Here is a 23827-nt window from a genome sequence, read left to right as displayed (position 1 = left end):
AGTGCGATGATTTACATGGATAAACAAGGAGGGTCTGACCATGGAAACAAATTACGAAAAGAATGGAATCTACCTTAGCAGAGACTATTATAACTGGCTCCTTGAAAAGAATGAGGAGCTTACGGACAGACATGCGACCTTCGGAGAACTGTTTAAGGCTTTTTCCAACTCAAGGTACAGGAGATTTATTCAGGAACAGAACCTGATGGGGAACGAGTTCTTTTACCATATAAAAAAGATTGATGACAGTATAAGACTTGAAAGAAGCTATGATCTGGTGTTTGCACCCTACGACATGATCCTTACAGGATCTGATGTAAAAACTGACATAGAGACTACAAATGACTTCGTGGCAAGCTACAGTATTTTATGCCCGGGTGGGCGGTTTCCCACAAAGAGCATGAATCTGAATTATTGCTACTACTCAAGATATCAGTATGATGACTGCATATCTTTTGATCCGTTTACGAAGGAGCGTGAGCGCTATGAGAAAAACATGGGCATGCAAAGCTTTGAAAATACTTTGAAACTTAGCTTTATAGAATTTGCCATGGATGAAGAAAACGTAGAAAGATTTATTAAGGTCAACTTTGAACATCTACTGGCAAGGCGGATTGAGGCAAATGTGATAAGGCATCTGATGGAAGATGCTGAGAGCCTCTATCTGGTTAATCGCAGACATAAGTATTACGAATTAAGGCTTCTCGCCTTCGCCGAGGCGATAATGCTGCTCTCTACCCATAAGTACGAGGTGGGGAAGAGGATACCATTGATGGAGATAAAGGAATATGCCAAAAAGAGGCTGAATGATCTTGAAGAACAGTCCGGACATATAAATATTGACCTGACTGAGATGAGCAAAGAGATAAGAGAAACCAGAAAAAATATCATAAACTTCAGGGTCTCAGATAAACTTAACGACGATTGTGAAGAAGACTATGATATGTGGGAGTTCTTTGATTGTGAAGAGGAAGAAGTTGATGAATTCTTCTTGAAGGAGGATATATCATGAGCATCATTCTTTTTTCAGATATAAAGCCCTCGTGGAAGATGCTTCCCTTTAATGAGGGAAAAGGCATGATCCCAGCCCCTGAAAGGAAATGGCGGGAAAACTCAAATAGTCCCATCATCTTCCCGATGATGATCGGAGACAGACTTGTCTTTAGGAAATTTCAGTTTCCAGAAGGAGTGACCAAGAGACAGGATAATGCAAAAGAGCTGTCCAGATTTGTATTCTACGGCGCAAATATCATAAGGGAAGATGCAGACGGCAGCTGGAAGTTTATAACAGTAGATGCGCTGCAGGCTGAAAACGAATACTACGATTGCTATAAGGCAATGAGCTATTTTGCCTGGGAAGCACTCTTGCGGGAATTTACAGATAAAGCTGTTATCGCAAATAAAAGATATATCCTGATGGCTATGAAGCTTGTCAGGGAGAATGAACGGTTTATGCTCAGTTCTTTCCAGGAGATTTACAGAATTGCAGACAGGGAGTCAAGAGAACTTCAGGGCATTCCGGACCGCATAGTAAAGGAACTCTGCGGAAGGAGCATGCCAGGTGGGATAGCGGTGAGAATCGCAAAAGACCTGGTGGTAGTAACCGGGGAGAGTAAATTACCGCTTCTTAATCTGACAGAACAGACCAGGGCTTACTTTGACGGCAGTAGGGCATTCTTTTTCAGAAAAAGCCCTTTGACTAAATCCTGGCTTGTTTCGGGAGATACAGAATACTTCAGATATGACAAAGACATGCGCGAAAGATATATAGACAGGGATCTGTTTGAGAATACCTGCATGGAGAGGTTTGTTCCTGGGGCCATCGAGCACAAGTTCAAGGGGAATAAAAAAGTAAACTATGGACATCTCATGGCACAGGCAGTGTTTCTGTCTGCGGAGCAGGCATTTAAGGTCAGTAAAAGACTGTATTTTGGTGTTATAGCTAACATATTCGCAGGCAGAATTACGGATGGAAAGCTTGCACTGCCTGAGCTTCTTGGCATTACAGGAAGCCAGGTAAAGTTCATGGATGACATCAACATCCCCTTCAACCTCAATGAGTTTGCAAACTGCATGAGGGATCCTGAGTTTAACCAGTATTATCCCGATGTTAAGAAGAGAATGTTTGCAACAAGTATCTTTTTGAAAGGCGCAGACTCATACTTCGTAACCTGGAGCCTCACAAGGCAGGAACTCTTTGAGGCGGCAAAAACCTTTAACTCTCTGGAGAAGATAGCTGACCATGAGAAAAAAGACAAGCTCATTGGAGAGTATCTGGACTATATCAAAATGCGCAGAACTTATTTGCAGCATGTAAGCCAGATGCAGGATAGTGACCCTCTCTTTGAGGAGATAACCAAATTTGGAGAAGCACCCATCAGCATAAAGCCTTCAATTATCAAGGACAGACACGATAAGCTTGGCAAGATCATAGATATTATCCAGTGCTCGGATCAGATAAATAAATACACCGAAGCTATAAGACGCAGAAAAGAGAAGGAGGCCAAGGACAGAGAGTACAGGGCAGAGAGGTACTCTGTCATAATGCCAAGGGACGCCCTTGATATCATCACTGAAGGCAGAAAACTTGAACACTGTGTCGGAAGGGCGGGATACATCGAGTCTATGGCTGGTAATGGCTGTACTATCCTGTTTGTAAGGGACAACAATCACCTGGAGGAACCCCTCATCACCATGGAGGAAAAGCAGGGCGTAATCTGTCAGTGCTATGGTTTTAGGGACTCCTATAACCATGATCCTGAGATAGGTCAGTTCATTAAAGACTATGCAGCGTTAAGAAATCTGAAAATACAGACAACAATTTACTCCCCGATTGAAAAGGCTGGCTAACCAATTGTTTACAATGCACCACAACATGATGTATAATTAACTTAACTATGAGGAATATTTAGTGTTGTGAAGGGAGTAAAAATTTATGAAAAAAAGAATATGTGCTAGCGCATTAGCATTCGTAGTGGTGCTTTTAGCATGTCTTGGGGCCTTTGCGATCCCAACAAATGTAGAAGCTGCTGAGATGACCTATACAGGAACAGTTTCTGAAAAGACAACAGCTGACGTTCTTTATCTCTCAACAAGTGGCGGAACGGTTCAGATCAAGATCGATAGCAGTACAGAGTTTTCTAATGCGAAATTTCTTTTGCCTGGTAACTCAATAACAGCGAACTGCTATGTAGGAACAGATTCCTACTGGCATGCAACCAAGCTCAGCGGCAGTTCATCAGCTGGCAAGGTTTCAGTTGACCAGTCAACCAAGGCTACAGTTCAGGGACGAGTTGCCAAGGGAACAAGTGAAGATCTTCTTTATCTTGTAATTGATAACGGAACAATGCAGATCAAGCTTGATGGCGACACAGACCTTAGTGGCTGCAGATTCCTTATCGTAGGTAAGACCGTTTCAGTTTCCTGCGCTAGAGGATCAGATGCTTACATGCACGCTCTTTCAATCTCTGATGTTGGAGGATCATCATCATATACAGGATCTTCTGTAGGAACAGCTTCAGGCAACTCAGTTACAGGAACAGTTGAGAAGGGTACAACTTCTTCAATCCTCTTCCTTGAGACATCCGGTGGAACAATGCAGTTCGTACTTGACCTTGCAACAGATGCCAGCGAGTGCAGAACTCTTATCCCAGGTGCTTCAGTAACAGTTTACTTCTACAGAGGAAGTGATGCCTGGAACCATTCATCCAAGATGGTAAACAATACGGGTAAGGCTTCTTCAGAGGCTTCACTTGATGGCAACAAGGTTACAGTAACTGGTAGGGTTACAGGTGATACTAAGGAGAGCACTCTTTTCCTTGATACAGATGGTGGCACAATGCAGATCAGACTTGATGCATCAACCAACTTCTCAAGATGCCCTGTTCTTCTTTATGACAAGAAAGTACAGGTTGTTTGCGAACATGGTTCAGATGAATACCTTCACGCAGTTCAGATAATCGCACAGTAATAGTTTTAAGGAGAGTTTTTTAGAAATGGCACAGAACCCAGTAGTTACATTTACAATGGAGAATGGCGATGTCATCAAGGCAGAGCTTTATCCGGAGATTGCACCTAACACCGTCAACAACTTCATTTCTTTGATCAAAAGAAATTTCTACGACGGACTTATTTTCCACAGAGTTATCCGTGGATTCATGCTTCAGGGTGGCGATCCGGAAGGAACAGGAATGGGTGGCCCTGGATATGACATCAAGGGCGAGTTCTCATCAAACGGTTTCAAGAATGATCTTAAGCACACAGAGGGTGTCCTCTCAATGGCAAGATCTATGATGCCAGATTCCGCTGGTTCACAGTTCTTTATCATGCACAAGAATGCACCTCATCTCGATGGTGACTACGCTGCATTTGGTAAAGTTACTGAGGGAATGGATGTAGTAAATAAGATCGCAGAGACAGATACTGACTGGAACGACAGACCAGTTAATCCACAGGTTATGAAGACTGTGACAGTTGAGACTTTTGGTGTTGACTATCCAGAACCTGAGAAGATGTAATACGTAAATGCAAAGCGCCTCTTGCCCGCTTAATAAACGGGTAAGAGGCGCTCTTTTAGTATAAGTTAGTCGCGAAGGGAGTTGAGTACGCTCTTTATTCCCTCAGCGCCGGCACTGGTGATGGTTTTTACAGCTTTATTGGAGTCTACGCTCTCTGTAATGCCATCAATAACAGAATTATACATATCTACCTTGGCATTAGAAATTCCGCCAGAAACGGTGGTTAAATCATTCTCTGAAAGTGATGCAAGGTTTTCTGTTTTCTTTTTATCGTCCATGATACACCTCCCTCTTTCTGCAATATATATCGAGCATAAACATGCTGATTATAAGGGCTACAACTCTTTGACACTATTATATACGAATGAGAATTGGTTGTGGCAAAAAGAAATGTCAGAATTTATAAAAAATTTACTGTAAATTCTAATAAAAATAAACGATAATGTATATAGACGCCTTTTTGGTATCGTGAATGTACTACTCTTGAAAGGAGATACAGCATGGACGGCATGAGCACTCAGGATATTCTTAATGGACAGGACCTTTCTACAGCTAATGTAGATGATCTTTTGGCAGCAATGTCAGCAGGGGAGGCAGCACCAGCAGAGGAGCCTGCAGAGGCACCAAAGCCTAAGAGAGGACGTAAGAAGGCAGCCCCAGAACCTATTCAGGATATTCCGAATTTAGAGGATATAATGGCCGCAGCTGCTGATGATGGGGCACCAAGTCCCGCAGAGACAGCAGAGGCAGATGCTATGGCAGCAGCAATGGCAGCTATGGCAGCAGAGGCACCAGCAGAGGCACCAGCCGAGGAAGCACCGGCTGACATGCCTGTAGATCTTGACGCAATGATGGCAGCTATGACGGCTGATATGCCTGCAGAAGCTCCAGCGGAAGCGCCAGCAGATGATATTACAGCAAGTCTTGATGCAATAATGGAACCAATTCCGGATATTCCAGGAGAAGTACCTGCAGCAGAGGAAACTCCTGCAGATATGGACGCCCTTATGGCGGCAATGGCAGCTGGAGAGGCACCAGCAGAGGAGGCTCCAGCCGAGGAAGCACCTGCGGTTGACGTGGATGCAATGATGGCAGCAATGGCTGCTGCAGAAACAGCAACAGATGTTGACGCAATGATGGCGGCTATGGCTTCAGGAGAGGCACCAGCAGAGGAGGCAGCACCAGCAGAAGAGACTCCTGCGGATATGGATGCCCTTATGGCAGCAATGGCAGCGGGAGATGTTCCAGCTGAAGAACCAGCTCCTGAGGCTCCAGTAGAGGCTGCACCTGCAGAGGAAGCCCCTGTAGATATGGACGCAATGATGGCGGCTATGATGGCGTCAGAGGAGCCACCAGTTGAGGCGCCTACAGAAGAAGCTCCGGCAGAAGAAGCACCAGTTGATATGGACGCTTTAATGGCAGCAATGGCTGCAGGAGAAGCACCAGCAGAGGAGCCAGTTCCTGAGGCAGTGCCTGTTGAGGAAACTCCTGCACCAGAGATGGAAGCACTTGTAGAGCCAGCACCAGAAATGCCGGTAGAGGAAGCTCCTGCAGATATAGATCCTGTTATGGCAGCAATGATGGCAGCAGGCGACATGCCAATGCCAGAGGCAGCTCCGGCAGAGGAACCAGCACCAGAGATTCCTATGGATATACCAGCAGAGGAACCAGCTCCGGAGATTCCAGTAGAAATGCCAGCTGAGGAGAGCCCGGCTGAGAACCTTGATGCTATCCTGAATGCAGAAGTAGATGCCCTTACAGGCGAGATGCCAGCAGAAGAGCCGGCACCTGAAATCCCAGTAGAAGAACCAGTTCCAGCAGCAGAAGAAACTCCTGTTGAGATGGATGTCATGATGGCAGCTCTTGCAGCTGAAACTCCAGCAGATGCAGCGCCTGCAGATATCGATCCTGTTGCAGCGGCAATGATGGCAGCTGAACAGGAAGCAGCAGCTGAGGCTGCAGAGACTCCGGTAGAAGAGCCAGCAGTAGAAATTCCTGCAGAGCCTGTAGAGGTTACTGAGCCTATCATCGAGGAGAGTGAGCCAGAGCAGACACCTGCTCCAATGGACATGGATGCAGCATCTGATGCAATGGAAGGCGCAGTTGAAGATATCGAAGAGTTCTTAAGCTCAGAGAACTATGAGTATACAGTGATCAAGAATGGCGAAACCACTCTTATTGTCATGAAGACATCAGATGGCAACGCTATGTCTATCACATACGAGGGCAATGAGTTTGATTCCATCGAGCCAGCTTACTCTAAGGATGGCAAGTGTGGATATACTGAGATCATGAACGCTTTCGTAAAGGAGACTATCAAGAACGGCGGCGGATTTAAGATGCTTCGTCACAAAGGATCCGTAGTTGTAGCAAAATAAGATAAATTATTCCCCATAGCGTAGGGAACCACCATATGAGCAGGGGTCTGTCTTAAGGGCAGGCCTCTGTTTATTTTGCGTTGTTTTCTATTGTTTTCGTGGCTAAATTTATCCAAATGAGGTATACTTGTCCTTTGGGTAGACATAAAAAGTGATCGGATTTGGAGCAGTAAAGTGAAACATCCAGTGTATCTTATGTTCAGGACCATAGTATCGATCCTGATCCCTGAATTTCAAATAGAAGGTGCAGAGAACCTCCCCAAAGGTCCATGCGTGGTTGTAGGTAATCACTCCCAGGCTTATGGCCCTGTCACTTCTGAATTGTATTTTCCAGGCCACAATTACACCTGGTGCATTTCAGATATGATGGAGAAAGACAGGGTGGCGGATTACGCTTATCAGGATTTCTGGTCCAAGAAGCCAGCCATTGTAAGACCGTTTTTCTGGCTCGTTGCCCACATACTTCCAAGGGCCTGCGAGATCGTTTTTACCAACGCAAAGACCATACCTGTTTACCGCGATAAGCGTGTTCTTAAGACCTTCCAGATTTCTGTAGATAAGTTAAAAGAAAATGCGGCAGTTGTTATTTTTCCGGAAGAATACACTGAGTACAACAATATAGTTCATCAGTTCCAGAGAGGCTTTGTCCATGTGGCCAAGTACTATTACAGGCAGACGGGAGAAGCTTTGCCCTTTGTGCCAATGTATGTATGCCCTGCTTTTAGAAAGCTTGTTATCGGCAAACCCATAATGTTTGACCCTGATGCCAGGATAGGAGATGAGGCAGAACGCATCTGCACAGAACTTCAGGACAGCATTTCGGAGCTTGCGTACGACATGCCAAGGCACAGGGTTGTGCCATACCCAAATGTATCCAAAAGAAATTACCCATATAATGAAAGATAGTTATGAAGAAACCTGTAGTTGATTATAGAAAGCTTAGATTTTCCAATATTACCAGCAAAGAATACAGACATTTACTGATGCTGACAGGGTGGCTTATCTACTTTATCATGTACTTTGTCACAGAGAACCTGATTCCAGTCAGCAAGTGCCACGTAGTTCACAGCAGAGTGGACGATATCATACCGTTTAATGAGTACTTTGTACTTTTTTACGTATCGTGGTACATTTTTATGGTATGGTCGTTATTGCACTTTATGCTCTACGATATAAAGAGCTTTGTCCGTGCTGAGAAGATCATAATTGGTATGCAGATAATCGCGGTCATCACCTATATTGTGTGGCCTTCAGTGCAGCTCCTTCGCCCTGATCATTTTGAACGCGAGAACTTCTGCACCTGGATGCTTGGCATCCTCTATTGGGGCGATACACCAACAGGCGTTTGCCCTTCACTTCATGTAGGTTATACTTTGGCTGTGCTTTCAGCATGGCTTTTGATAAAAGAGCTAAAGGCATGGAAGAAACTTATTATCACAGCCTGGGGGCTGATGATTTGCGTTTCTGTACTGTTTGTTAAGCAGCATTCATTTACTGATGTATGGGCTGCTGTAGTGTTATATCTGTTCTTGGAACTGTTATTATTTGGGAGGGACATTAAGTTGGGAAAAAGGAGACTGGGCGACAGACGCGATGGTGAATTGATACGTGATTTAGATGCCATGCACTATATCATGCCACTCATGTATCCAAACAGATGCGACAATGAAGCTTATATGAAACTCTCTGTGGATATATCCGGAACAGAGGAGTACATCAAAAAATTCAATGCAGAGCATCCTGACAACAGGATAGCCATTTGGGATGTTGTTATCGCAGCGGCTCTTAAGCTTGTTAAGCTCAGGCCTCAGATGAATCGATTTATCGCTAACCAGACAATGTATCAGAGAAACTGTGTGACAGCAGCTTTCACTGTTAAAAAAGAGTTTAAGGACGACGGAGATGAGACTCTTGCAAGGATAGTTGCTGAAGATGACGACACGCTTTCCAGCATCAGCCGCAAGGTAAGGGAACAGATAGCTCTCTGTAAGACTCAGGATGATGAGTCCACAGAGGCCATGAACTTTATCAAGAAGCTTCCTGGCAAGCACCTTATTGGCCTCATTGCAAGATTCCTTGACAGACATGGCTGGATGCCACAGTCAGTTATCGCAACTGACCCTTATCAGTGCTCTGTCGTACTTACTAATCTTGGATCTCTTGGAATGAATATCGGATATCACCATCTGATGAACTGGGGAACTAATTCCATCTTCATCATTATGGGAACCAAGCAGTACAAGCCACATTTTGATCAGGATGGCAATGTCACCATGAAGAGAGAACTGGACCTTGCCTTTACAATCGATGAGAGAATATCAGACGGATTCTATTATGGACGCTCACTTAAGCTCATGAAAAAGCTTGTAGAAAATCCTGAGCTTATGGAGAGACCTTTTTCTGAAGATATCTTGTAATGACCCATAGATTAGGATTATCATGATGTTATGATAATTTTAATCAATTGGGGGATTAATTATGGGACACGATCACGAGCATCATCATGAACACGAGCATCACCACCACGATCACGAGGGTGGAACACCTGCTGAGAAGCTGCACGCTCTTATGAACTACATGGTTACGCACAACGCAGACCATACTCATGAGCTTGAGCATCTTGCAGAGCATGTAAAAGAGAGTGGAAACACTGAAGCTTATGATCTGACAATGGAGGCTGTGCGCTTCTATGAGCAGGGAAATGAAGTTCTTAAAAAAGCTCTTGAAAAGATGGATAAATGAACTACCATGACCGATGACATCGGAAATGGTTTCAACAATACCTTGTGGTATAGTAAGGCACGTTCACTGTGCCACTACTCCGTCAGGCAAAGCCCTTCGGCATACTTGAAAATGTTGTTTGATGCGCTTATGGCGCGTGGGAACTAACACCTTGTATATTTTATGCACCACAGGTTCTTGGTTTGTTAGATTCGTGGTACAACCCTATATATACAGTTTTCAAGGTTCCGATATGTTTATTCTATCACGAACAGTTGTTCGCGTAAAGGCGATTCATCCCACAACCAACTTCATCGGAAGGGGTTTTCTCGCTGAATTTTATAAAGACACAAAAATAGAGATGCCTGGGCAATTTGCCCCTGGCATCTCTATTGTTATCTGCGCAATCTTATTATTTCTTTTTCTTCTTGGTTGCCATGAAAGCCTTAATGGCATCAAAGGTCTCATCGCTGATGTAGTGCTCCACGCGGCATGCATCCTCAGAAGCGATCTTCTCATCAACTCCAATATAACGAAAAGCCTCAGTCAGAACTGTATGACGCTCGTAGATGCGCTTGGCAAGAACTCTGCCTGCTTCAGTTAGCACTACAAAACCATATTCGTCGGTCTTAACCAGTCCCTCATCCTTAAGCACATGCATGGCACGACTAACAGAAGGCCTTGAATATCCAAGCTCCTCGCCTATATCCACTGCACGAACGTTGGTATGGTCCTGTGAAAGAACATAAATTGTTTCCAGATACATCTCTCCAGATTCTTGAAGTGCCATAACTTAGCCGCCTTTCATAAGCTTTTTTCTATAATTAAGCATACTATAACCATTGATGAAAAACAAATGTAATTAAAAGTGTTGACAAAGAAGTTAGCATATGCTAACATTCATTTTGTTAGCGAAAGCTAATCAAATGACAAGCCAAGTCATAAGAAATCTCCTACCTAAAATGCCGCATCTTGCCAATGCGGCATTTCCATTGCAGAAAGATCTGATTAATCAATTGCATAAAACCAGAAATAGTCTAAGGTTTTTTAAAATTACTTATTGACAATTATTCTTGACAAGACTATTCTATGAATTGAAGTTAGCACATGATAACACATGTTACACAGTGCTAACGTCATTTGAACAAATAGGAGGAAAAAATGTCTATGTCACTTAATGAAGCTAATCTTGGTACAGAATATACAATCGACAATGTCTCAACTGGAGGCGATGAGGAGATGGAGAGCTTTCTTTTTTCCCTTGGTTGCTATAGTGGAGAGAAGATCACAGTTGTAGACAAGAAGAAAAACCTGGTAGTCGCTATCAAGGACGCAAGATATAATATTGATCCTGAGTTAGCCAGTGCTATCAGGGTTCAGTAAGTTTCAAAGATACATTTAAATGTGTTTTGAATGATATAGCAATTTAGGAGGAAAAAGAAAATGAGAATCGCTATGGCGGGTAATCCCAACAGCGGCAAAACAACCATGTACAATGCCTTAACTGGTCGTTCTGAAAAGATCGGTAACTGGGCCGGTGTTACAGTTGACAAGAAAGAGAGTGCTATCAAAAAGAGCTACTATGATGGTGATAAGGAGCTGATCGCAGTTGATCTTCCCGGAGCGTATTCAATGTCTCCATTCACATCAGAGGAGAGCATCACAAGCGGATATGTTAAGAATGAGCATCCTGATGCAATCATCAATATTGTCGATGCAACTAATCTTAGCAGAAGTCTCTTTTTCACAACACAGCTCCTTGAACTTGGGGTGCCTGTAGTTGTTGCTCTTAACAAGAACGATGCCAATGACAAGAAGGGTAACTCCATTGATGAGAAGCTCCTTTCAGAGAAGCTTGGCTGTCCTGTTATCAAGACTGTAGCCACATCAGAGTCTGGCCTTAAGGAAGTTGTTAAGGCAGCTGCTGAGCTTGAGGGCAAGGGTCAGAAAGAGCCTTATGTTCAGGGCAACATTGATCTTACCAGCAAAGCTGAGGTTGAGGCAGCTGATAGAAAGCGATTCGAGTTTGTAAATAAGATCGTAAGCGAAGTTGAGAACCGTAAGGTATTTACTAAGGACAAGAATTTCGGCGATACGATCGATAACATAGTTACACATCCAGTTCTTGGTATTGTTATCTTTGCAGCCATCATGTGGCTTGTATTCTATATCTCACAGACAACAGTAGGAACATGGCTTGCTGATATTCTTGCAGGCTGGATCGAGTCCTTCCAGGGAATGGTTGGAGATGCAATGGCAGATGCCAACCCTCTTCTCTATGCGCTTCTCGTTGATGGAATAATCGGCGGTGTTGGTGCCGTTGTTGGTTTCCTTCCACTGGTTATGGTTATGTACTTCCTCATCGCTCTTTTGGAGGATTGTGGATACATGGCAAGAGCAACAGTAGTCCTTGACCCTATCTTTAAGAGAGTTGGTCTTTCAGGTAAGTCAGTTATCCCAATGATCATCGGTACAGGTTGCGGAATCCCAGCTATCATGGCCTGCAGAACTATCAGGAATGAGAGGGAGAGACGTGCAACAGCCATGCTTGCAACCTTCATGCCATGTGGAGCCAAGCTTCCTGTAATAGCTCTTTTCGCTGGTGCATTCTTCCCAGAGTCAAGATGGGTAAGCTTCATCTGCTACATGGGTGGTATTCTTCTGATTCTCCTTGGAGCACTTCTTATCAAGGCTATCACAGGTATGAAGTACAGAAAGAGCTTCTTCATCATTGAGCTTCCTGAGTACAAGGTTCCAAGCCTTTCATTTGCTCTCAAGTCAATGCTTGAAAGAGGTAAGGCATACATCGTTAAGGCAGGAACAGTTATTCTTGTATGTAACACTGTAGTTCAGATCATGCAGACCTTCGACTTTGGCTTCCAGCCAGTTGAAGAGGGCATGGAGAGTACATCAATCCTAGCGGGCGTTGCAGGACCATTTGCATATCTCCTGATCCCAGTAGTTGGCGTTATCAGCTGGCAGCTTGCTGCAGCAGCTATCACAGGATTTATCGCAAAAGAGAACGTTGTTGGAACCATCGCAACAGTATTTGCTATCTCTAACCTCATCGATACAGAGGAGCTTGAACTCATTGGTGAAGGAAATGCAGTAGCAGCAGTTATGGGAATCACCAAGGTTGCAGCCCTTGCATATCTTATGTTCAACCTCTACACACCACCTTGCTTTGCAGCTCTTGGAGCTATGAACTCCGAGATGAAGTCAGCTAAGTGGCTGTGGGGTGCCATCGGACTTCAGCTTGCAACAGGCTTTACCGTTGGATTCCTTGTTTATCAGATCGGAACTCTTATTACAACAGGCTCTCTTGGAGCAGGTTTTGTAGGCGGACTTATCGCAATTGTTGTTTTTGCAGTAGTTATTGTATACTTGATCCAGAGAAACCAGAAAGAGATGGCTTTGGAGTACAAGCTCGACTGATCTGTAGTTATTAGAAAGTGTTAGTATATGGCAGATTTTATTGCAATTGTAATTATCGGAATAATCCTTGGACTTGCGATCAGATACATATACACCCAGAAGAAAAAGGGTGTACACTGCATCGGATGTCCATCAGCAGGTGCCTGCCATAAGGCAACCTGTTCATGTAAAAAGAAATGATGTAATAAAGCCCGTCCAAACAGCGGGCTTTATTATTAGCATGTGGTTAGCGTAGACTAACGGAGAAAAGATTATGAGCAACGAACAGATCATCACAGCATTAAAAGACAGCGGAATGCGCATAACAAAACAGAGAAGGCTGGTAGCAGACGTTATTGCAGAGAACGATGGATCATCCTGCAAGGATATCTGCTGCAATGTAAAAAAGAAAGATGATTCAATAGGCACAGCCACAGTCTACCGAATGATCAAGGTCCTGGAGGACATTGGAGTGGTAGACAGGATCGACATAATTAAGCTTAGGTGAACAGTTTATGCTGCCCTAAAATATAGAAAATTAGTGAGGAATTTAAGGATATGGCAAATGCGATCATAGTTGTAATTCTGGCTGTGATATTCGCCGCGGCGACAAAGGGAGCTGTAAAGCACCTTATGGGACAGGGAAGCTGTTGCGGAGGTGGATCCTCTACTGTTAAGGAACCTGACAAGAAGCTCTCCGGACCAGCGGTTAAGACCAAGGTGTTTAAAATTGACGGAATGCACTGCGAGAACTGCACAAACCGCGTTAAAAGAGCTATCAATAGAATAGACGGCGTTTCAGCCAGGCTTAATCTTCGTAAGAAACAAGCTGTGGTAGAGTACGACAGGGATGTTGATGACGATGAGATCATTAAGGCTATAGAAGCGCTGGATTATAAAGTTGTGTCTGTTATAGAGAAATAAGTATCAGTAATATTCATAGTCCGCGCTTGAGATTATAATGCCCCCAGGTCTGCTTGACTGCAGGCTTGGGGGCATTTTTGGTAATCAAGCGGGCTATGAATAATTTGATTTTGGGCCAAAAAGGGTGTTATTGAAAAAGGGGTACCATTGAGAACTGCATCATTTGCAATGAATTCATGAGGAACTTGTAAAAAATGCCTACGAAATCAGCTTTTCGTGCGGCAATTGACTAGATAAAGTAAATTCAATGGTACTTCTTTTTGAAAATAGGCTGTTTTGGCCCAAAGTCCAGGACGGCAATACAAACACAAGTACTATATGGGCACCAATGATATTTATTGCCCGCTTGATTACCAAAAAACGACCCTTGAAAATCGGTCAAGTGGATCATGGAATACCGCAACAGGTGCGATAGGCCGTCATATATAGGTCTATCTATACAGAGCACCTGTGAGGATATGCCGTGAAAGCCACTGGATCGATTTCCGAGGGTCGTTAAAATTCAAGTAGTGGTCAATAAAATGACTTGACTGTTATTTATGCCTGGGCAAGGGCTCTTCCCAGATCTTCGCACTTTGAGATGACATCGTCATCTGGTGCGTTGTTGGCGATAACGCCTTCGCCGCCAAGGATAGTTGCGCCACCGGCGGTGAGTCTGTCCTGCCAGTCTCTCATCCACTGGCCGTCTCCCCAGCCGTAGGAACCAAACAGGGCGATCTTCTTGCCACTGCACTTGTTCTCGTAGTCCATCATGAATGGCTCTACGGAACCTTCCTCTAAAACTTCTGCTCCCATGGCAGGACATCCAAATGCAATTACTGAATCTCCTGAAACATCGGATACACTGACTGTCTCGAAGGGGATAAGCTCAGCTTCGCCGCCTGCGCTCTTAATTCCGGATGCTACAGCGTTTGCCATAGCCTCTGTGTTTCCTGTTCCGCTCCAGAATACAACCTTTACTTTATTCATACTTATCTCATCCTTTCTGAGCATTGAAAGTCATGTGAAATTTGTAGATATACTCTTGAAAAAGAAGTTAGCACATGCTAACATAGTAATCAAGACTAACAGATGATAAGAATTATCGAGTTAGCGCACACTAACCACATGGAGGAAAACTTCAAAAATGGGGGATCAATTACTGATCAGTCTATGCTCGCCAACTCTGGCGGGGCTCAAAACAGGAAATCTTTTTACTGTGGAATGCGATGATAAGGAAGAATTCAACAGGGAAGTCAGAGGATTCAACAAGAGATTGGCACCCAAGGGAATCCGTATGATACCGGTAAGATTCTCAAGGGGCAGGATGCTTGTTTATCTTTACAGACCAGCCTTTTTAAAAAGAGATTTTGGAAACGAGGAGGTCTGCAGGATCCTCAAGGAGAAGGGATATACCTACACCAATGCAGACAGGTGCGTGGCGGAGCTTACAAGGCATCTTTGTCAGGATCCAAAGTTCCCCCACGAGATAGGTCTTTTCCTGGGATACCCTGTTACAGATGTGCTGGGATTTATGAAGAGTCCTGAAGAAGGGGTTAAGTACACAGGCTTTTGGAAGGTATATGGAGATACGGCCTCTGCCCTTAAGACATTTGCTCAGTACAGGAAATGCACTGAAATATATAACAGGGCCCACAAGAACGGAAAGAGCCTGGAGCAGCTTACGGTTGCAAGCTGAGATTATTCATACAAGGATGGCACATAGCAGGTGCCATCCTTTTTTTATATATAATTTATTGGACATTTCCTGGCGCTTTCGATATAGTATTGTATGTACGGAAAACGATTTCCGAAATGAGGGTATAAGGGGAAAACAATGGTTTCGATTAAGGATGTAGCCAAGGAGGCAGGGGTTGCAATATCAACAGTCTCCAAGGTTTTAAACAACTATCCAAATGTAAGTGAGGACACCAGGAAGAAGGTCATGGATGTGGTGGACAGACTTGGCTTTGTGCCAAACGCTGTGGCAGCAAGTCTCTCATCCAAGAGGACTGGAAGGGTGGCTCTTCTTATCAACATAAGTCTTGGCACGCAGGCCAGCGACGAGATCAACATGCAGTACATTTCAGGGGCAGTTCACAGGGCAAAAGAGCTGCAGCTTGATGTGATCACTGTCTTTAAGACCATGATAGAAGACATGACTGCTACAGAGGTTATCAGCTATTTTGAATCCCAAGGTATAAAGGGCATCATCGTATATGGCATGACCAAGAAGGATAAGCTCATTAAAAAGCTTATCGACAGCGGGATCTTTAAAATGGTTGTCATCGACGCCCCAATGGTCAACGACACCACAACCTGTGTCAGCATCAACAATAAAAAGGCTCAGTATGACATAGCTAAAAAGACCATCACTGAGAATAAATGCAAGAGGATCCTCTACATTGCAGGAGAAGAGGATGGCTATGTGACTTCAGAAAGGCTCGAGGGTATTAAGAAGCTCTGCGATGAAAAGAAACTTAAGCTCAGCGTGCGAAACGGGCAGTTTTCTGAGCTTCGGGCAAGACAGCTCACCATGAGATATGCAAAGAACAACGACTGCGTTGTATGTGCATCAGATCTTATGGCTATCGGAGCGATGAAGGCCCTTATAGATATGGATATATTCCGCCCGGTATGTGGGTTTGATGGAATTATCCTCATGGGATATGTGGGCAAGCAGATGAATACAGTCAAGCAGGACTTCGTGCAGATATCAGAGATTGCACTGGATGAACTGTGGAGACTCATGCAGGGAGAAAAGGGCAGGAAGGTTACAGTTCCTCACACTATGGTCAGGATGAAATACGAAGACATCATCTGCTAAGGCGCAGCAATACGGATATCACAAAAAATTTAAAATTTGTACTTGCGGAAAACGTTTTCCTGTGATACATTTAATTCATCAATTGAAGAAAACGTTTTCCAGAAAAATAAAACAAAGGGAAATAAAAACAAGCAACAAAAAGGAGAATGAAAAATGTCAAAGCACACAAACATGCAGCGCGACGTACTTGTCCTTAACCTTGAAGAACAGCTTCAGGGAATCGCCGATGAGAAGTTCGGCAAGAGCCTTAAGGACTTAAGCAATCAGGAAACCTACTATGTACTTCTTGAGATGACAACTAGGCTGATGGATGTAGCGGAAGTATATAACGGGGAGAAAAAGGTTTACTACATTTCAATGGAGTTCCTTATTGGTAAGCTTCTTTCCAACAACCTTATAAATTTGAGAGTATATGACAGAGTTAAGGCAATCCTTGAAGCCAACGGCAAGAGCCTTCCAGAGATCGAGGAGTGCGAGCCAGAACCATCACTTGGTAACGGCGGACTTGGAAGACTTGCAGCATGCTTTCTTGATTCAATCGCAACTCTTGGAATGGCAGGAGAGGGAATCGGACTTAACTATCACTTCGGACTTTTTAAGCAGGTATTCAAAGATCACCTGCAGTGCGCAGAAAAGAACGACTGGATCGAGGATCAGTCATGGCTTGAGAAGACAGATACAACCTTCGAAGTTTCTTTTGGCAAAAAGAAGGTAGTAAGCCGCCTCTACAACATGAACGTTGTAGGCTACGATACAGGCGTTAACAAACTTCGCCTCTTTGATATCGAGTCTATCGATGAGAGCCTTGTTAAGAAGGGCATCGATTTCGATAAGACCAAGACTGACAAGAACCTGACTCTTTTCCTGTATCCGGATGATTCAGACGAGGCAGGAAACCTCCTTCGTATCTACCAGGAGTACTTCCTTGTTTCAAACGCAGCACAGCTCATCTTAAGAGAGCAGAAGGAGCGTCAGTACGACCTTCACGAGCTTTATAAGCACGCAGTTATTCAGATCAACGATACACACCCAACAATGATCATCCCTGAGCTCATCAGGATCCTTGTTGAGGATAAGGCATTTGCAATTGATGATGCTATCGATGTTGTAAGCAAGACATGTGCATACACCAACCACACTATCCTTGCAGAGGCTCTTGAGACATGGCCTCTTGAATACCTTGAGAAGGTAGTTCCTCAGCTTGTTCCTTACATCAAGGAGCTTGATAAGAGGATCAGAGCTAAGGTCAAGAACCCTAAGGTTCAGATCATCGACAAGGACAAGAGAGTGCACATGGCATTCATTGACATCCACTACGGATTCTCAATCAATGGTGTTGCTGCAATTCATACAGATATTCTTAAGGACAGCGAGCTCAATGATTTCTACAAGCTCTATCCTGAGAAGTTCAACAACAAGACTAACGGAATTACCTTCAGAAGATGGCTTCTTTCCTGCAACCATCCTCTGGCTGACTTCCTTTCACAGACCATTGGCGACGGCTACAAGAAGGATGCAAACAAGCTTGAGAAGCTCCTTGAGTTTAGGGACGATGAGGAAGTACTTTCACAGCTTGAGGCCATCAAGATGGGCAAGAAAAAAGAGCTTGCTGCTTACCTCAAGAAGGCTGAGAACGTGGAGGTTGATCCCGACTCTATCTTTGACATCCAGGTAAAGAGACTTCACGAGTACAAGAGACAGCAGATGAACGCCCTTTACATCATTCACAAGTACCTTGAGATCAAGGGCGGCAAGAAGCCAACAAGGCCAATCACCTTTATCTTTGGCGCCAAGGCTGCACCTGCTTATGTTATCGCAAAAGACATTATCCACCTTCTTCTTGTTCTTCAGGAGATCGTCAACAACGATCCTGATGTAAACAAGTACATGAAGGTGATCATGGTTGAGAACTACAATGTAAGCTACGCAGAGAAGCTCATTCCTGCATGTGATGTTTCTGAGCAGATCTCACTTGCTTCCAAGGAGGCTTCAGGAACAAGTAACATGAAGTTTATGCTTAACGGCGCTGTAACTCTTGGAACAGACGACGGCGCAAACGTTGAGATCCACGAGCTTGTAGGTGATGACAATATCTACATCTTTGGTGTAAGCGCTGACGAAGTTATAGGGCACTACAAGAAGGCAGACTACGTTTCTAAGGATTACTACAAGAAGAGTCCTGTTATCAAAGAGGCTGTGGACTTCATCGTAAGCAAAGAGTGCCTTAAGGTTGGTCACAAGGAGAATCTTGAGAGACTCCACAAAGAGCTCCTTAACAAGGACTGGTTCATGACTCTTATCGATCTTGAGAGCTACATTGCCAAGAAGGATGAGATCTTCGCTGACTATGAGAAGAGAGATAAGTGGAAGAGGATGATGCTCACAAACATCGCCAAGGCAGGCTACTTCTCATCAGACAGAACAATTGCAGAGTACAACAGAGATATCTGGCATCTTAACTGATGACCTGTTAACCGGAGAGCGGACAGCTCTCCGGTTTTTTTGTGGCTTTAAGTCCGTTATTTTTAGCTAAAACAGCAAAAAACTAATGAAAAAAAGCGCAATTTCGGCTAAAATTATAGGTGTGGCTATGTGTTTATGAGGGGAAAAGGAGACAAGCATGGCTGGAAACATTGACTATACTGATATTAACCGTATTGGACCACAGGTTTTATCATATCTACTGATATCCCTTTCTTATCTTGGGATATTTCATAAGTGCGGGGTAAATAAGCTTTTTGCTTTTATTCCTGCAGTCAGAGAGTACAACATAGCCCTTTGTGCGGACAAAGAAAAGGAAGGCCGGACATATACTGTCCTGACCTGCCTGTACTATGTTGATGTCATCGCTGGATTCATCTTTCAAGGCGACATCAGGGTAACGATGTTCCTTGCCATCCCTCTGTTAGGACTGTATGTGGCTCTTTTTATCTATGGGATCAAGATATACCAGGGGCTTATACAGATATTTGAGAGAAAGAGAAAATGGATATGGGCATTCATTTTCTTCAAGACACTGACATTGTTTATCTGGGGACTTTCCAGGAAGTTCCAGCCCAGCAAGAAGGTTGTCAGTCTCAAAGGGGTATCTGGGGCAAAAGAGCTTGGAGAAGACATCAAAGCTTCTGACAATGCCCTTACTGTAAACATAAGCAAGCGAACTGCCATAGATTTCTTCAAAAAGAAAGTCCTTCTTAAGGACATCCACATGTCCATTCCAAAGGGACATCTGGTGCTTCTTCTTGGAGGATCAGGCGCTGGAAAGACAACATACCTTAATGCAGTGACAGGGTATGAGAAGGCTGACGCCAGGATAATGCTTGGGCAGCAGGATGTTTACGAAGACTACGAGAAGATGAAATATGACATCGGCTTTGTGCCACAGGCTGACCTTATGAGAGGCACAGATACTGTGGAGATGACTCTTTTGGATGCTGCGCTGATGCGCCTTCCGGTTGAGATGTCTGTCATGGAAAGAGAAAACCGCATGGCCTATGTCCTTGATCTGTTTGGACTTACGGCTGTGAAAAACAGCCTTGTTGATAAACTCTCTGGTGGTCAGAGAAAGAGACTGTCCATCGCCCTCGAGTTTATAACTGACCCGGAGCTCTTTATCCTTGATGAGCCGGATTCGGGCCTTGACGGAGTTGTGGCCAGGAAGCTCTTTGAGAAGCTAAGGGAAATTGCTGATGAGGGCAAGATCGTAATAGTTATCACCCACACCCCTGACCGTGTAATAGATCTTTTTGATGATGTTATCGTCCTTGCCAAGGATGCCAGAAGAACCGGAAGACTGGCATATTATGGCCCTGTTGATAAGGCTTATGAATTCTTTGGAAAAGAGTCCATGGAGGATATTCTTCTTTCCATCAACCAGAAGGATGAAGGCGGCGAAGGCAGAGCAGATGAGTTCGTGGAGAAATACGCTGACCTCATGAAAGAGAAGGTGGGGTAACTACTATGGAAACCTATGAGTACACGCACAGAGGCCGAGGGGCACAGACCTTTATATATCTGGGAAAGCTCTTTAGGATGTTCCTGTTCCAGAACGACTGGAAGGTTCTCCCGATGTCAGCAATTATTGCAGCACTGGTTGCATTTGCTGTTGGAGCTAACCTGTTTGATACCATGGAAGGCACTCTTATGGGCACCTTTGCCCTGTCCTGTGTATGCGTCTGGAATGGCTTTTTTAACTCGATCCAGATGATATGCAGAGAAAGAGCTATCGTAAAAAGAGAGCACAGAGCCGGCCTTCATATAACATCCTATGTGGCAGCGCACATGATCTATCAGGCTATTTTGTGTATCCTTCAGGTATGTATCACTCTCTTTGTATGTCAGTTTATGAAGATAAAGATGCCGGAGAAATGTCTTTTCACTCCATGGCCAGCTGTTGATCTTGGAATAACTCTTTTCCTTGTGACATATTGTGCGGATATGCTGGCACTTCTGGTTTCAGCATTTTCCAAAACTACTACAGCAGCCATGACCATAATGCCATTTCTTTTGATAGTAGAGCTGTTGTTTTCAGGATCATTCTTTACTCTTCCTGATGAGGCAATGCCATTTACAAACCTTACGGCTACGAAATGGGGACTGACAGCCATGTGTTCCCAGGGAGATTACAACTCTCTTCCTATGGTGAGCGTATGGAACAACGCACTTAAGATGAAGGATGTAGAAGTTGAAGGGGATAAACCTCTTTTAACCGCGTTTCAGTATATTGAGCAGAACGATATGCGAGATGACTTTCTGATGGCCTCTGCAGCCCAGAATCAGAATCCTGAGTTTAATTATGATGCAAAGATTGTACTAAAATGCTGGGCATGGCTTATAATATGGACAGCGGTATATGTTATAGCAGCAATCATTCTGCTTGAATTTATAGATAAAGATAAGAGATAAGAGGGGAAAATTTGGTATGAAGAAAAAGATAATGAGGATGATGCTTCTAGTCTCTTCATTGTTGCTGATCCTGTTTGGAGTTATTGCATTGCATATGCTGGGGAGAGTCAGGAATATTCTTACGGAGAGCTCGGTACAGACCAGTACTGAGGTAGAGGAGTATTCTGATATTGCAATGCGTGATCAGATAACGGGGAATCTGAACGCTACAACCCTGGGATGTGCTTACACTCTTAACGAGATGCTAAGAGAGTTTGCAGCCACCATACAGATGATAGCTGATTCAGCTACTGATATTTACAGTCATCCGGACATTTACGGAAGAACATATATTAAGCAACTTGAGCCATCAGATATAGGCAAGGACATGGAGCAGTTCGTCTACGCTGAGGATGTGGATCCAGATGATCCTGCAATTCAGGATGAGCTTTACATGATAGGAAATCTAAAGGGCAATCTTCTTGCCATGTACAATCAGTATCCTGAGCTTGGAGCATCCAGTATAGGAACTGAGAGCGGAATCCTTCTTCTTGCTGGTCCAGTTCTTGAAGAGAGATGGGATGCAAAGGGCAATTACGGATACCTTGATCCAAGAAAGCGCCCCTGGTACACAGGAGCCAAGCATTCAGGCAAGCTCTATTTCACAGAGATAACCCCTGACTATGACACAGGAAGGCTGGCCATCATGTGCGGCGCTCCTATCTACAGGGATACAGAGTTTGTGGGAGTTGCATCAGCTGGTCTTTACCTCGAGGGAATCGAGAGCATGATGATGAATGCCAAGCTCACAGATGAAGGAAATACATGTATCATCGATGGCAATGGATCCATCATTTTCTCATCCAGCGATGATGGTGAGCTTAAGTCAGGCACCAAGCTTGGTGGAAAAGAAAACAGCGATAAAGGCCTTGTAAACCTCACTGAAAGAGCAACTAATGGAGAGAATGGTCTGGAGCTTTTAAACATCGATGGAGAGAGCAGCTATGTTGCATACTATCCGATCGAGTGCGTAGGCTGGTCCCTTATCAATATCATTCCTGAAAAGACAGTCCTTGCTCCTAAGGAGAACCTGCTTACATTTATCAAGCAGAGTCACCAGAGCGAAGAAGATGAGGTTGCAAAGGTTACCAAATCAGCTCTTGCAACAATACTACTGCTTATTCTTGCAATGGCAGCCCTTTCAGTTATCATCTCAAACAGGCTCAGCAGACGCCTGGTTATGCCTATAGCTCTTTTGACAGATAAAGTTCAGAACATGGATGGAGACAAGCTGGACTTCGCCTGGTACGAGAACACTGACGATGAAGTTGAGACACTGGCTAAATCCTTTGGCTCCATGACTGAAAGGCTTAAGACATACATCTCAGACATCAAGACAGTTACAGCGGAAAAAGAGAGGATCGGCACCGAACTTTCTCTGGCCACCAGGATTCAGGCAGGCATTATGCCTCATGAGTTCCCGCCTTTCCCTGACAGGGATGAGTTTGAGATCTATGCCATGATGGAACCCGCAAGGGAGGTTGGAGGCGACTTCTACGACTTCTTCCTCATAGATGATGATCATCTTGGAATGGTCATGGCGGACGTTTCTGGTAAAGGTATTCCTGCAGCTCTTTTCATGATGATCGCCAAGACCATCCTGCAAAGCTGTGCAATGCTTGGTAAGTCTGCAGCGGAGACCCTTGATAAGACCAATGAGGCTCTTACCACCAACAACCAGACAGGAATGTTTGTTACCGCATGGTTTGGAATCCTTGAGATATCTTCCGGCAAGCTTACCTGCGCCAACGCCGGACATGAGTATCCAGCAGTGAAAAGAGCTAACGGCTACTTTGAGCTTTATAAGGATAAGCACGGCTTTGTTATCGGCGGAATGGAAGGTACCAGATACAAAGAATACACGATACAGCTTGAACATGGCGATAAGATCTTTTTATACACAGACGGAGTGCCGGAGGCAACCAATGCAGATGTGGTTATGTACGGCACTGACAGGATGCTGATAGCACTTAACAAAGATCCAAATGTATCACCCAAAGAACTCCTTGACAACATTTGCTACGACATAACAGATTTCATAAGAGATGCAGAGCAGTTTGACGATCTTACAATGATGTGTCTTGAGTATAAGTGACCTGAAGATGGCGCAGCGTGCGCCTTCT

The 23827-nt window shown here is 44.2% G+C and carries 22 protein-coding genes; 19 read left to right on the top strand and 3 right to left on the bottom strand.

The annotated features are described in order from the left end of the window. The first annotated feature begins 40 nt into the window (after positions 1–40). The 4 genes from D6855_RS05400 (at position 41) to D6855_RS05385 (ending at position 4517) form a co-directional block, all read left to right on the top strand. Entirely contained in the window at positions 41–1012 is a 972-nt protein-coding gene (locus D6855_RS05400) for a hypothetical protein (protein ID WP_120738821.1), read from the top strand. After that, positions 1009–2850, top strand: a complete 1842-nt coding sequence (locus D6855_RS05395; protein WP_120738820.1) for a PcfJ domain-containing protein — start codon at positions 1009–1011, stop codon at positions 2848–2850. The genes D6855_RS05400 and D6855_RS05395 overlap by 4 nt, the downstream gene beginning before the upstream one ends. An 85-nt stretch (positions 2851–2935) precedes the next feature. Further along, positions 2936–3970 (top strand): hypothetical protein, encoded by a 1035-nt coding sequence (locus tag D6855_RS05390; protein ID WP_120738819.1) that lies wholly within the window; start codon positions 2936–2938, stop codon positions 3968–3970. Positions 3971–3995: 25 nt separating this feature from the next. Further along, positions 3996–4517 carry a peptidylprolyl isomerase gene (locus D6855_RS05385; RefSeq protein ID WP_120738818.1) on the top strand — a complete coding sequence of 174 codons (522 nt, stop codon included), beginning with the start codon at positions 3996–3998 and terminating at the stop codon, positions 4515–4517. Between the two features lie 65 nt (positions 4518–4582). On the opposite strand, the gene D6855_RS05380 is transcribed toward D6855_RS05385, so the two are convergent. After that, a complete protein-coding gene (locus D6855_RS05380) occupies positions 4583–4795 on the bottom strand; it encodes a hypothetical protein (protein WP_120738816.1) in 213 nt (70 codons plus the stop codon). Positions 4796–5017: 222 nt separating this feature from the next. On the opposite strand from D6855_RS05380, the gene D6855_RS05375 reads away from it, so the two are divergent. From D6855_RS05375 to D6855_RS05360, 4 genes are all read left to right on the top strand, one after another. Further along, positions 5018–6895, top strand: a complete 1878-nt coding sequence (locus D6855_RS05375) for a hypothetical protein (RefSeq protein WP_120738814.1) — start codon at positions 5018–5020, stop codon at positions 6893–6895. Between the two features lie 174 nt (positions 6896–7069). Further along, positions 7070–7801 (top strand): lysophospholipid acyltransferase family protein, encoded by a 732-nt coding sequence (locus D6855_RS05370; protein WP_120738812.1) that lies wholly within the window; start codon positions 7070–7072, stop codon positions 7799–7801. Positions 7802–7803: 2 nt separating this feature from the next. Beyond that, complete coding sequence (locus D6855_RS05365; protein ID WP_120738810.1) at positions 7804–9312, top strand: 2-oxo acid dehydrogenase subunit E2; 1509 nt, start codon at positions 7804–7806, stop codon at positions 9310–9312. Between the two features lie 61 nt (positions 9313–9373). Continuing rightward, positions 9374–9637, top strand: a complete 264-nt coding sequence (locus tag D6855_RS05360; protein WP_120738808.1) for a cobalt transporter — start codon at positions 9374–9376, stop codon at positions 9635–9637. Between the two features lie 391 nt (positions 9638–10028). Here D6855_RS05360 and D6855_RS05355 read toward each other — a convergent pair whose 3' ends face one another. Beyond that, positions 10029–10406, bottom strand: a complete 378-nt coding sequence (locus tag D6855_RS05355) for a metal-dependent transcriptional regulator (RefSeq protein WP_120738806.1) — start codon at positions 10404–10406, stop codon at positions 10029–10031. Positions 10407–10783: 377 nt separating this feature from the next. Between D6855_RS05355 and D6855_RS05350 the strand changes: the two genes are divergently transcribed. The 5 genes from D6855_RS05350 to D6855_RS05330 all read left to right on the top strand — a co-directional run bounded on the left by D6855_RS05350 (position 10784) and on the right by D6855_RS05330 (position 13954). After that, positions 10784–10999 (top strand): FeoA family protein, encoded by a 216-nt coding sequence (locus tag D6855_RS05350; RefSeq protein WP_120739170.1) that lies wholly within the window; start codon positions 10784–10786, stop codon positions 10997–10999. 60 nt (positions 11000–11059) lie between these two features. Next, positions 11060–13051, top strand: coding sequence for a ferrous iron transporter B (feoB, locus tag D6855_RS05345; protein WP_120738804.1), 1992 nt, complete (start codon positions 11060–11062; stop codon positions 13049–13051). Between the two features lie 27 nt (positions 13052–13078). Next, positions 13079–13231, top strand: coding sequence for a FeoB-associated Cys-rich membrane protein (locus tag D6855_RS05340; RefSeq protein WP_120738802.1), 153 nt, complete (start codon positions 13079–13081; stop codon positions 13229–13231). A 73-nt stretch (positions 13232–13304) separates the two neighbouring features. Then, positions 13305–13538, top strand: coding sequence for a Fur family transcriptional regulator (locus D6855_RS05335; RefSeq protein ID WP_120738800.1), 234 nt, complete (start codon positions 13305–13307; stop codon positions 13536–13538). Positions 13539–13588: 50 nt separating this feature from the next. Then, on the top strand, positions 13589–13954 hold the full coding sequence (locus tag D6855_RS05330; RefSeq protein WP_120738798.1) for a heavy-metal-associated domain-containing protein: 366 nt from the start codon (positions 13589–13591) through the stop codon (positions 13952–13954). A 537-nt stretch (positions 13955–14491) separates the two neighbouring features. Here the strand turns inward: D6855_RS05330 and D6855_RS05325 are convergent. Continuing rightward, positions 14492–14923, bottom strand: coding sequence for a flavodoxin (locus tag D6855_RS05325; RefSeq protein ID WP_120739168.1), 432 nt, complete (start codon positions 14921–14923; stop codon positions 14492–14494). A gap of 157 nt (positions 14924–15080) precedes the next feature. On the opposite strand from D6855_RS05325, the gene D6855_RS05320 reads away from it, so the two are divergent. The 6 genes from D6855_RS05320 to D6855_RS05295 all read left to right on the top strand — a co-directional run bounded on the left by D6855_RS05320 (position 15081) and on the right by D6855_RS05295 (position 23799). Beyond that, positions 15081–15632, top strand: a complete 552-nt coding sequence (locus D6855_RS05320; protein WP_120738796.1) for a DUF3793 family protein — start codon at positions 15081–15083, stop codon at positions 15630–15632. Between the two features lie 138 nt (positions 15633–15770). Then, positions 15771–16760 (top strand): LacI family DNA-binding transcriptional regulator, encoded by a 990-nt coding sequence (locus D6855_RS05315; RefSeq protein WP_120738794.1) that lies wholly within the window; start codon positions 15771–15773, stop codon positions 16758–16760. Positions 16761–16913: 153 nt separating this feature from the next. Further along, entirely contained in the window at positions 16914–19223 is a 2310-nt protein-coding gene (locus D6855_RS05310) for a glycogen/starch/alpha-glucan phosphorylase (RefSeq protein ID WP_199712403.1), read from the top strand. A gap of 157 nt (positions 19224–19380) precedes the next feature. Continuing rightward, entirely contained in the window at positions 19381–20715 is a 1335-nt protein-coding gene (locus tag D6855_RS05305; protein ID WP_120738792.1) for an ATP-binding cassette domain-containing protein, read from the top strand. Between the two features lie 5 nt (positions 20716–20720). Continuing rightward, on the top strand, positions 20721–21665 hold the full coding sequence (locus D6855_RS05300; protein ID WP_120738790.1) for an ABC transporter permease: 945 nt from the start codon (positions 20721–20723) through the stop codon (positions 21663–21665). Between the two features lie 16 nt (positions 21666–21681). Next, entirely contained in the window at positions 21682–23799 is a 2118-nt protein-coding gene (locus D6855_RS05295) for a SpoIIE family protein phosphatase (protein ID WP_120738788.1), read from the top strand. Positions 23800–23827: the final 28 nt, after the last annotated feature.

It is taken from the genome of Butyrivibrio sp. CB08 (assembly GCF_003625485.1).
GTDB lineage: Bacteria > Bacillota > Clostridia > Lachnospirales > Lachnospiraceae > Butyrivibrio.
This window is presented reverse-complemented; position numbering and strand designations above follow the sequence as displayed.

Coding starts and splice junctions, on each gene's coding strand:
- D6855_RS05350 (WP_120739170.1), top strand. CDS start 10,784: ATGTCACTTAATGAAGCTAATCTTGGTACAGAATATACAATCGACAAT.
- D6855_RS05335 (WP_120738800.1), top strand. CDS start 13,305: ATGAGCAACGAACAGATCATCACAGCATTAAAAGACAGCGGAATGCGC.
- D6855_RS05380 (WP_120738816.1), bottom strand. CDS start 4,795: ATGGACGATAAAAAGAAAACAGAAAACCTTGCATCACTTTCAGAGAAT.
- D6855_RS05300 (WP_120738790.1), top strand. CDS start 20,721: ATGGAAACCTATGAGTACACGCACAGAGGCCGAGGGGCACAGACCTTT.
- D6855_RS05330 (WP_120738798.1), top strand. CDS start 13,589: ATGGCAAATGCGATCATAGTTGTAATTCTGGCTGTGATATTCGCCGCG.
- D6855_RS05360 (WP_120738808.1), top strand. CDS start 9,374: ATGGGACACGATCACGAGCATCATCATGAACACGAGCATCACCACCAC.
- D6855_RS05305 (WP_120738792.1), top strand. CDS start 19,381: ATGGCTGGAAACATTGACTATACTGATATTAACCGTATTGGACCACAG.
- D6855_RS05400 (WP_120738821.1), top strand. CDS start 41: ATGGAAACAAATTACGAAAAGAATGGAATCTACCTTAGCAGAGACTAT.
- D6855_RS05395 (WP_120738820.1), top strand. CDS start 1,009: ATGAGCATCATTCTTTTTTCAGATATAAAGCCCTCGTGGAAGATGCTT.
- D6855_RS05295 (WP_120738788.1), top strand. CDS start 21,682: ATGAAGAAAAAGATAATGAGGATGATGCTTCTAGTCTCTTCATTGTTG.
- D6855_RS05310 (WP_199712403.1), top strand. CDS start 16,914: ATGTCAAAGCACACAAACATGCAGCGCGACGTACTTGTCCTTAACCTT.
- D6855_RS05320 (WP_120738796.1), top strand. CDS start 15,081: ATGGGGGATCAATTACTGATCAGTCTATGCTCGCCAACTCTGGCGGGG.
- D6855_RS05355 (WP_120738806.1), bottom strand. CDS start 10,406: ATGGCACTTCAAGAATCTGGAGAGATGTATCTGGAAACAATTTATGTT.
- feoB (WP_120738804.1), top strand. CDS start 11,060: ATGAGAATCGCTATGGCGGGTAATCCCAACAGCGGCAAAACAACCATG.
- D6855_RS05325 (WP_120739168.1), bottom strand. CDS start 14,923: ATGAATAAAGTAAAGGTTGTATTCTGGAGCGGAACAGGAAACACAGAG.
- D6855_RS05375 (WP_120738814.1), top strand. CDS start 5,018: ATGGACGGCATGAGCACTCAGGATATTCTTAATGGACAGGACCTTTCT.
- D6855_RS05390 (WP_120738819.1), top strand. CDS start 2,936: ATGAAAAAAAGAATATGTGCTAGCGCATTAGCATTCGTAGTGGTGCTT.
- D6855_RS05385 (WP_120738818.1), top strand. CDS start 3,996: ATGGCACAGAACCCAGTAGTTACATTTACAATGGAGAATGGCGATGTC.
- D6855_RS05315 (WP_120738794.1), top strand. CDS start 15,771: ATGGTTTCGATTAAGGATGTAGCCAAGGAGGCAGGGGTTGCAATATCA.
- D6855_RS05340 (WP_120738802.1), top strand. CDS start 13,079: ATGGCAGATTTTATTGCAATTGTAATTATCGGAATAATCCTTGGACTT.
- D6855_RS05365 (WP_120738810.1), top strand. CDS start 7,804: ATGAAGAAACCTGTAGTTGATTATAGAAAGCTTAGATTTTCCAATATT.